Annotated in this window: 11 protein-coding genes; 7 read left to right on the forward strand and 4 right to left on the reverse strand. The window is 70.0% G+C overall.

Features of this window, described 5'->3' with window-relative positions; translation table 11 throughout:
- Positions 1-397: 397 nt before the first annotated feature.
- Complete coding sequence (gene sufT / locus UUA_RS07350; RefSeq protein WP_007514345.1) at positions 398-955, reverse strand: putative Fe-S cluster assembly protein SufT; 558 nt, start codon at positions 953-955, stop codon at positions 398-400.
- 203 nt (positions 956-1,158) lie between these two features.
- Here sufT and UUA_RS07355 point away from each other — a divergent pair, with 203 nt between their 5' ends.
- Complete coding sequence (locus tag UUA_RS07355; protein ID WP_007514342.1) at positions 1,159-1,587, forward strand: hypothetical protein; 429 nt, start codon at positions 1,159-1,161, stop codon at positions 1,585-1,587.
- Between the two features lie 91 nt (positions 1,588-1,678).
- Here UUA_RS07355 and UUA_RS07360 read toward each other — a convergent pair whose 3' ends face one another.
- Together UUA_RS07360 and UUA_RS07365 are read right to left on the reverse strand one after the other, a co-directional pair.
- Positions 1,679-3,136, reverse strand: a complete 1,458-nt coding sequence (locus tag UUA_RS07360) for an NAD(P)(+) transhydrogenase (Re/Si-specific) subunit beta (RefSeq protein ID WP_008435545.1) — start codon at positions 3,134-3,136, stop codon at positions 1,679-1,681.
- Positions 3,136-3,441: an NAD(P) transhydrogenase subunit alpha part 2 gene (locus UUA_RS07365; protein ID WP_008435546.1), complete on the reverse strand. Its 306-nt coding sequence runs from the start codon at positions 3,439-3,441 to the stop codon at positions 3,136-3,138. Before UUA_RS07365 ends, UUA_RS07360 begins: the two co-directional genes overlap by 1 nt.
- A gap of 150 nt (positions 3,442-3,591) precedes the next feature.
- Between UUA_RS07365 and UUA_RS07370 the strand changes: the two genes are divergently transcribed.
- From UUA_RS07370 to UUA_RS07380, 3 genes are read left to right on the forward strand one after another with little or no spacing between them, the layout of a single operon-like run.
- Entirely contained in the window at positions 3,592-4,176 is a 585-nt protein-coding gene (locus UUA_RS07370) for an RNA polymerase sigma factor (RefSeq protein ID WP_008435547.1), read from the forward strand.
- Positions 4,173-4,553, forward strand: a complete 381-nt coding sequence (locus tag UUA_RS07375; RefSeq protein WP_008435549.1) for a hypothetical protein — start codon at positions 4,173-4,175, stop codon at positions 4,551-4,553. Before UUA_RS07370 ends, UUA_RS07375 begins: the two co-directional genes overlap by 4 nt.
- A gap of 3 nt (positions 4,554-4,556) precedes the next feature.
- Positions 4,557-5,084: a DUF3106 domain-containing protein gene (locus UUA_RS07380; RefSeq protein ID WP_008435551.1), complete on the forward strand. Its 528-nt coding sequence runs from the start codon at positions 4,557-4,559 to the stop codon at positions 5,082-5,084.
- 237 nt (positions 5,085-5,321) lie between these two features.
- On the opposite strand, the gene UUA_RS07385 is transcribed toward UUA_RS07380, so the two are convergent.
- Positions 5,322-6,425 carry an NAD(P) transhydrogenase subunit alpha gene (locus tag UUA_RS07385; RefSeq protein ID WP_007514330.1) on the reverse strand — a complete coding sequence of 368 codons (1,104 nt, stop codon included), beginning with the start codon at positions 6,423-6,425 and terminating at the stop codon, positions 5,322-5,324.
- A 124-nt stretch (positions 6,426-6,549) separates the two neighbouring features.
- Here UUA_RS07385 and cdd point away from each other — a divergent pair, with 124 nt between their 5' ends.
- The 3 genes from cdd to UUA_RS07400 all read left to right on the forward strand — a co-directional run bounded on the left by cdd (position 6,550) and on the right by UUA_RS07400 (position 8,499).
- Entirely contained in the window at positions 6,550-6,966 is a 417-nt protein-coding gene (gene cdd, locus UUA_RS07390; protein ID WP_008435552.1) for a cytidine deaminase, read from the forward strand.
- A gap of 61 nt (positions 6,967-7,027) precedes the next feature.
- A complete protein-coding gene (locus UUA_RS07395) occupies positions 7,028-7,597 on the forward strand; it encodes a nitroreductase family protein (protein ID WP_008435553.1) in 570 nt (189 codons plus the stop codon).
- Positions 7,594-8,499, forward strand: a complete 906-nt coding sequence (locus tag UUA_RS07400; protein WP_081491520.1) for a 5'-3' exonuclease — start codon at positions 7,594-7,596, stop codon at positions 8,497-8,499. Before UUA_RS07395 ends, UUA_RS07400 begins: the two co-directional genes overlap by 4 nt.
- Positions 8,500-8,550 lie beyond the last annotated feature (51 nt).

The raw sequence follows: 8,550 nt of genomic DNA on the forward strand, positions 1-8,550 counted from the left end.
CGGCTGCTCCCCCCTTGGCATTCCGTTGCATGGGCAGCGCGTGGACGCGTAACTGCAAGACGGCGATCACGCCGCCAAAGGATCATCCGTCAACCTCCCCGATGACGAATCCGGTTACGTTATTCCTTGCGGACCATCGCAACAATCTGACTTTTTCCTACGCCGGGTGACGGCAGTCACAGGACGCGGGATCGGCGCGTGGCGCCGCAAACGGCGGGCACGCGGCCTATCGCGGCGGCGTGCGCGGTTCGATGTCGTTATTTGCTGCGCGAAGCGGCGATGCAAACTTGCGGCCAGCGACGTCGCGTGCAGCGCCGCCGGCAAGCGCGCCGGGACACGCGGAAAGCCCATGCGGTCCCCACGATCCACGCGCCGGCGCGATGGCCGGCAGGCAGCTTCAGAGCATGCCGGTTTCGAGCTTCGCCGCGTCGGACATCATCGAATGCGTCCACGGCGGGTCGAACACCAGGTCCACGTCGGCTTCGGCGATCGTGGGGATCATCTCCAGCTTGGTGCGCGCGTCGTCAACCAGGATGTCGCCCATGCCGCAGCCGGGCGCGGTCAGGGTGAGCTTCACGTAGACCTTGCGCGCGCCGGATTCGGTCTGCTCCAGGCTGAGGTCGTAGACCAGCCCCAGCTCGACCACGTTCACCGGGATTTCCGGATCGAACACGGTGCGCAACTGGTCCCACGCCAGCTTCTCCACGTCCGCATTGGTGGCGTCGTCCGGTACCTCGATCGGCGCCGGCCGCTCCTTGCCCAGCGCGTCGGCGTCGTCGCCGGCGATGCGGAACAGGTTGCCTTCCACGTAGACGGTGAAGCTGCCGCCCAGGGCCTGGGTGATGTAGCCGATCTGCCCGGCCGGCAGGGTCACCTCGTCGCCTTGCGGCACCATCACGGCGCTGCAGTCGCGCACCAGGGTGAAGGGTTCACTGCTCAGACTGAAACCGCTCATGCCAACGCCGATCCTGTATCTGCGGGCGCGGCCATGCGTCGAGCCCGGAGTGCGTATTATGCCGCTCGCCGCGTGCGGCCGCTTGTCCCAGATCAGGCCGGAACCCGCCGGAGTCAAGGGAGCCCCGCCGACGACACGTTATGATGGCCGCTTTACCCGACGGGAAAACGCATGCGCACTGCCCTCCTGACGTGTCGCCGCCGATGAGCGTGCGTACCGTGGCGCTGTCCGTGTTCGCGCTGTTCAGCGCTGCGATGCTGGGCCTGGCCGCCGGCGCCGTGTGGATGGTGGCGGCGCTGTATCTGCGCCACCCGCTGCCGTGGCTGGCATTGCCGATCGGCGCGCTGCTGGCGTGGACCATCCGCACCTGCGTGCGCCTGCCGGGCACGTTCGCCGCACTGCTGGCGGCGGGCGCCACCCTGCTGGCCGCGTTCTACGTCAACCTGCTGGTTGCCGGCGTGCTGATTGCCGGCAACATGGGCATGGGTCTGATCGAGGCGATGCGCACCGCCGGCCCCGGCATGCTGTGGCAGCTGGCACGGATGGCGCTGTCGCCGGCGGACCTGGCCGGTGCCGCGCTGGGCATGCTGCTGGCCGCATGGCTGGCCTGGCGCCCGTCGCGCCGGCGCTGAAACCAGCCATCACGACGCCGGGCGGGCACCGCCCTGCGCTCCTGCAGAAACGCGGCCGGCCGCACCCACCCCATGGAAGGTGCCAGCCGACTCAGGCGTCGATGTCCTTCAGCGACGCCACCAGTTCGCCCACCGCGGCCTGGCCGTCGCCGTACAGCATGCGGGTGTTGTCGGCGTAGAACAGCGCGTTCTCGATGCCGGCGAAGCCGGTACCGCGGCCGCGCTTGATCACGATCACGTGCTTGGCCGCGCTGACGTCGAGGATCGGCATGCCGTAGATCGGCGAGGCCGGGTCGGTCTTGGCCAGTGGATTGACCACGTCGTTGGCGCCGATCACCAGCGCCACGTCGGTGGCCGGGAACTCCGGGTTGATGTCGTCCATGTCGGCGATCAGGTCGTACGGCACGCCGGCCTCGGCCAGCAGCACATTCATGTGCCCGGGCATGCGGCCGGCCACCGGGTGGATCGCGAACTTCACCTTCACTCCGCGCTTGATCAGCAGTTGCGCAAACTCCCACACCTTGTGCTGCGCCTGCGCCACCGCCAGGCCGTAGCCGGGCACGATCACCACGCGTTCGGCGTAGGCCATCATCACCGCCGCGTCGGAGGCGTCGACCGGCTTCTGCGCACCCTCGATCGCCTGCGCCTCGCCGCCGGCCGCGCCGAAGCCGCCGAACAGCACGTTGCCGATCGAGCGGTTCATCGCCTTGGCCATCAGCTGGGTCAGCAGCGTGCCGGCCGCACCGACCACCATGCCAGCGATGATCATCGCCTCGTTGCCCAGCACGAAACCCTCGAACGACACCGCCAGGCCGGTGAACGCGTTGTACAGCGAGATCACCACCGGCATGTCGGCGCCGCCGATCGGCAAGGTCATCATCAGGCCGAACAGCAGCGCCAGGGCGAAGAACGCCGCGATCAGCGCCGGACTGGCATGGCTGGTGGCGAGCAGCACGCCCGCGACCACCGCCGCGGCCAGCAGCAACAGGTTCACCGCGCGCTGACCGGGGAACACGAAGCGCTTGTCCATCCAGCCCTGCAGCTTGGCGAACGCGACCAGCGAACCGGAGAAGCTCACCGCGCCGATCAGCGCGCCGAGCACACCCAGCGCCAGTTCGGTCGGCGAGAGCGCCGGCGGCAAGCCGTTCACTGCCCAGGCTTCCGGCTGCAGCGGCGAGGTATCCGGCACCGCATGCAGCAGGCCCAGCCCGCGCGCGTAGCCGATCAGCTCGACCGCGCCGATCGCCGCCGCCGCACCGCCGCCCATGCCGTTGTACAGCGCCACCATCTGCGGCATCGCGGTCATCGCCACGCGCTTGCCGCTCCACCAGGCGGCACTGACGCCGACCAGCACCGCGGCAACGATCAGCCCGCGGTTGTGCATGTCCGGCAGGAACAACGTGGCCAGCACCGCCAGCAACATGCCGTAGCCTGCCCACACGATGCCGCCGCGCGCGGTGCGCGGCGAACTCATGCGTTTCAGGCCGAGGATGAACAGCAGCGCGGCGAGGAAATAACAGGCCTTGATCAGCGTCGGCAACCAGCTCATCACTTGGCTCCCTTGCCGGCGTCCGGCTTGCTGGACTTGAACATCTCCAGCATCCGCTCGGTCACCACGTAGCCGCCGGCGGCGTTGCCGGCGCCCAGCAGCACGCCGATGAAGCCGATCGCGATCTCGAACGGCGTCTGCGCGTGGCCTAGCGCGATCATCGCCCCGACCAGCACAATGCCGTGCACGAAGTTGGAGCCGGACATCAGCGGCGTGTGCAGGATCACCGGCACCCGCGCGATGATTTCATAGCCGGTAAAGGCGGCCAGCATGAAGATGTACAGCGCCAGGAAACCGTCGATCATGAGCCCATCCCCCGTGAGAGCCGCCCGCCAGGACGTCGAGTCTGCATCATACGGGTGCCGGTCAACCCGTGCGAGCCTGCCGCGTTGAACACCGGGTACCCCCCGCTGGAGCCCGAGGATGCTTCACCCGACGCTGCGGCCGACGAGCCCATGAACAGCGTGGCCGGCACACTCGACACGGACCTGCTGGGCGACGCGCGCGAAACGCCCGCCACGCTGGATGCGTTCCTGGCGCAGGTCGAGCGGCGCGCGTTCCGCATGGCCGAGCTGCAGCTGCGCCACCGCGAGGACGCCATGGACGCGGTGCAGGACGCCATGCTGCGACTGGTCAGGCACTACCGCGACAAGCCCGCCATGGAATGGGCCCCGCTGTTCTGGGGCATCCTGCGCCGGCGCGTGGTCGACCTGCAGCGCCGGCGCAAGGTGCGCTCGATCGTGGTGGGCTGGCTCGGCGGCGGCCGCGACGACGACGGCGACGAACTGCCGGCGTGGGAACCGGCCGACCCTGGCCAGGACCCGCTGGGCCGGCTGCACGACGTGCAGTCGTACGCGCAGCTGGCCGCCGCGGTCCGGCAGCTGCCGCAACGCCAGCGCGAAGCCTTCATGCTGCGCATGCTGGAAGGGCTGGACGTGGCGGAAACCGCCCAAGCCATGGGTTGCTCCGAAGGCAGCGTGAAAACCCATCTGTCGCGCGCGATGCATCATCTGCGCGACCAACTGGAGGACTGGCGATGACTTCGCCCGACAAGCATCTCGAACAGCGCGCCCGCGAACTCTGGCACGAGGCCGCGCAGCGCATCGACCCGGCCACCGCCGGACGCCTGCGCGCGGCGCGGCGGCAGGCGCTGGACGCGGCGCAGGCCCCTGCGCGTCGTGCCGTCCGCTGGCTGATCCCGACCGGCGCGTTCGCGGTGATCGCGCTGGCCACGATGCTGGTGTGGCAGCCGTTGCCGCCGCCGCACGCCAGCACCGCGATGCAGCCCGCCAGCAGCGCCGACGAGCTGGACAACGAGCTGCCGCCGGACGCCGACAAGACCGACCCGAACCTCTACCAGAACCTCGACTTCTACGGCTGGCTGGCTTCCGCCGGCAGCCATGCCGCAGCCCGCTGAGCGATGACCCGAATCCTCCGCCCGCTCCTGCCGCTGTTGCTGGCCGCCCTGCTCGGCGGCGTCGCCGCGGCGCCGTTGCACGCGCAGGACGCGCCGCCGGCGTCCCGCGGCGACATGCCGCCGCCGCGCCCGTGGAACAGCCTCGACCCGGCCCAGCGCGACGTGCTGGCGCCGCTGCAGAAAACCTGGGACAGCCTGTCGCCGCGCAAGCAATCGCGCATGCTGCAGCGCGCCGAACGCTGGGCCACCCTGCCGCCGGAACGGCGCGAGGAAATCCGCCAGCACATCGCCCGCTGGCAACAGATGACGCCGGACGAGCGCCATCAGGCACGCGAGAACATGCGCAAGTTCCACCAGCTGCCGCCGCAGCAGCGCGAGCAGTTGCACGCCACCTTCGAGCGCTTCCAGCAACTGCCGCCGGCGCAGCGCGAGCAACTTATCCGCGAATGGCACGCGCTGCCGCCGGCCGAACGCCTGCACTGGGACGAGCGCCACGGCCACGACCGCCCATCCCCGCCCGGCCACCCCTGACCGCCAAACGCCTCGCCCTGCACGGAGCCTCCGCGAACGTGTAGGAGCCCGCTCGCGGGCGATGCTTTGAAAGCAGGGAATCGGGAATCGCAAAAGCAAAAGCATCGCCCGCGAGCGGGCTCCTACAAGGGTTGCGGCACGCGTCGAGGTTGCGGCACACAACAAGGGTTGTGGCACACGTCGAGATTTCGGCGCGCAACAGGAGTTGCGGCACGCGGCGGGATTTGCGGCGCCGTCTTACGATGCGGCGAAGCGCGCCTCGCCGGCGTGGGTGAGGCAGCTCTTCGCCACCAGCTCGTCGTCGAAATCCGGCTTCAATTCGCCATCGCGCACCAGCAGCTCGACGAAGTTGAACACGTTGCGCGCGTACATCTCCGACGCGTGCAGCGGCGCGCCGGCCGGCAGGTTCAGCGGCCCGAGGATCACCACGCCGCCATGCTCGACCCGCTCGCCCGGCCGGGTCAGCTCGCAGTTGCCGCCGCTCTCGGCGGCCAGGTCGACGATCAGCGCGCCCGGCTTCATGCCCTCGACCATCGCGGCCGTGAGGATCTTCGGCGCCGGCCGCCCCGGCACCGCGGCAGTGCTGACCACCACGTCGAACGATTTCAGGTGATCGGCCAGCGCCTGCTGCTGCGCGGCACGCTCCTCCGCCGACAGCTCGCGCGCATAGCCGCCGCTGCCGGCGGCGCTGACGCCGAGGTCGAGGAACTTCGCACCCAGCGATTCCACCTGCTCGCGCGTCTCCGGGCGCACGTCGTAGCCCTCGGTCTGCGCACCGAGCCGGCGCGCGGTGGCGATCGCCTGCAGGCCAGCCACGCCGGCGCCGATCACCAGCACCTTCGACGGCCGGATCGTGCCGGCGGCGGTGGTCAGCATCGGGAAGAACTTCGGCGAAGCCTCGGCCGCGATCAGCATGGCGCGGTAACCGGCCACGGCCGCCTGCGAACTCAGCACGTCCATCGCCTGCGCGCGGGTGGTGCGCGGCAGCAGCTCCAGCGAGAACGCGGTGAGCTTGTGCGCGGTCAGCGCGGCGACGCGCCCGGCCGCGCCGTAGGGGCGCAACTGGCCGACCACCACGCTGCCCTCGCGCAAGCCGGCAAACACCGCATCGGCCGGCGGCAGCACGCAGGCCAGCACATCGGCCTGCGCCAGCACGCCGGCCGCGTCGGCGAATTCGGCCTCGGCATAACTGGCGTCAGGGAAACCCGCGGCGCGCCCCGCATCACGTTCCAGCAGTACGCGCAGGCCCTTGCCGCGCAGTTTCTTCGCCATTTCGGGCGTGATCGCCACGCGCCGCTCCCCGGCGGCGGTCTCACGCAAGGCGGCTACGGTGATCGGCATGGTGCATCCCCTCGGCAGTGGTCCGGTCATCTTAGCGGTAGCGGCGGCCTTTGATCCGGACCGATCCAAAAGAGTAAGCTGGCCCGCCGGCAGCCACTGCCCGGGGTCATCGCCGGAGATCCCGATGCCCACCACTGCCGATGCCTTCGACGACCTGCTGGCCCTGGCGCGCGCCGCGCGCGAACAGGCCTATGCGCCGTACTCGAACTTCGCGGTCGGTGCCGCGCTGCTGACCCGCGATGGCCGCCGCTTCAGCGGCTGCAACGTGGAAAACGCCTCGTATGGCCTGTGCAACTGCGCCGAACGCACCGCGCTGTTCAACGCCGTCGCCGCCGGCTGCCGGCCTGGCGACTTCGTCGCCATCGCGGTGGTCGCCGACACCGATAACCCGGTCAGCCCCTGCGGCGCCTGCCGCCAAGTGATGTCCGAACTGTGCGACGACGCCATGCCGGTGCTGCTGGCGAACCTGCACGGCGACACCCGGCAGACCACGGTGACCGCCCTGTTGCCTGGCTCGTTCAAGCTGCCGCTGCCGGCCTGACGGTTCGCGCGCAACGGCTGCGCCGGCTAGCATGGGCAGTCTCCACCGAAAGAACCGCTCCATGTCCGCTGCCTTGTCCCTGCTCCAGCAACGCCATTCCGTCCCCTCGCGCCAGCTCGGTGAGCCGGCGCCGGACGAGGCGAGCCTGCGCGAGCTGCTGGAAGCGGCGATCCGCGTGCCCGACCACGGCAAGCTGGTGCCGTTCCGCCTGATCCGCCTGCAGGGCGAGGCGAAGCTGGCGTTCGGCGAGCGGCTGGCGGCGATTGCCGAACGCCAGCACCCGGAGCTGTCCGACGCCAAGCGGGAAAAGGAGCGCACACGCTACACCTTCGCGCCGCTGGTGATCGCCGTGGTCGCCCGCCTGCAGGCCGACAGCACGGTGCCGGAAATCGAGCAGAAGCTGTGCGCCGGCAACGTCGCCCACAACCTCCTGCTCGGCGCTTATGCGCTGGGCTACGGCGCACAATGGCTGACCGGCTGGGCCGCCTACGACCGCGAGGCGGCCGGCGTCCTCGACCTGGCGGAGAACGAACATGTGGTCGGCTTCGTCCACCTCGGCACGCCGCAGATCGAGGTACCCGACCGCGAGCGCCCGGCGCTGGACCAGCTGCTCTCCACGTGGACGCCGTGAACGCATCGGCGAACGGACGTCCAGCCGTCCATCTGGTTGATGGAAGCATGTACGTGTTCCGCGCCTGGCACTCGATGCCGAACGAATTCCACGACGCCGACGGCCACCCGGTCAACGCGGTGCACGGCTACACCCGCTTCCTGTGCGAACTGCTCGAACGCGTGCAGCCCGAACACATCGCGGTGGCGTTCGACGCCTCGCTGACCAGCTCGTTCCGCAACGCGATCTACCCGCCGTACAAGGCCAACCGCGAGCTGCCGCCGCCCGACCTGGAACGGCAGTTCGTGCAATGCCGCGCGATCACCGAGGCACTCGGCGTGCACCTGATGATCGACCACAGCTTCGAGGCCGACGACCTGATCGGCAGCACCGTGTGGAACCTGCGCGCGCAGGGCTGGCGCAGCGTGATCGTCTCCGCCGACAAGGACTTCGGCCAGTTGCTGGGCGAGCACGACGAGCAGTGGGACTACGCCCGCGGCCTGCGCTGGGGGCCGGCCGGCGTGCACGAGAAACTCGGCGTGCACCCGCACCAGGTCGCTGACTACCTGGCCCTGTGCGGCGACAGCGTGGACAACATCCCCGGCGTGCCCGGCGTCGGCGCCAAGACCGCCGCCGCCCTGCTCAGCCACTTCGGCAGCCTCGACGCGCTGCTCGAGCGCATCGACGAAGTCGCTTTCCTGCGCCTGCGCGGCGCTGCAGCCTGTGCCGCCAAACTGCGCGAACACGCCGAACAGGCGCGGCTCTATCGCCGCCTCACCCGCATCGCCCTGGACGCCCCCGGCGCCGAATCCGCCGACGTCCTGCAGCGCCGCCCGCCGCCCGTCGACCAGCTCGACGCACTGTGCGAACAACTGCGCTTCGGCGCCTTCACCCGCAGCCGCCTGCACACCCTGCTGAGTTGATGCTTTTCTCCCTCCCCTGCATCGCAGGGTAGGGCTGGGGTGGGGTGCTCT

The organism is Rhodanobacter thiooxydans LCS2 (genome assembly GCF_000264375.1).
GTDB classification, from domain to species: domain Bacteria; phylum Pseudomonadota; class Gammaproteobacteria; order Xanthomonadales; family Rhodanobacteraceae; genus Rhodanobacter; species Rhodanobacter thiooxydans.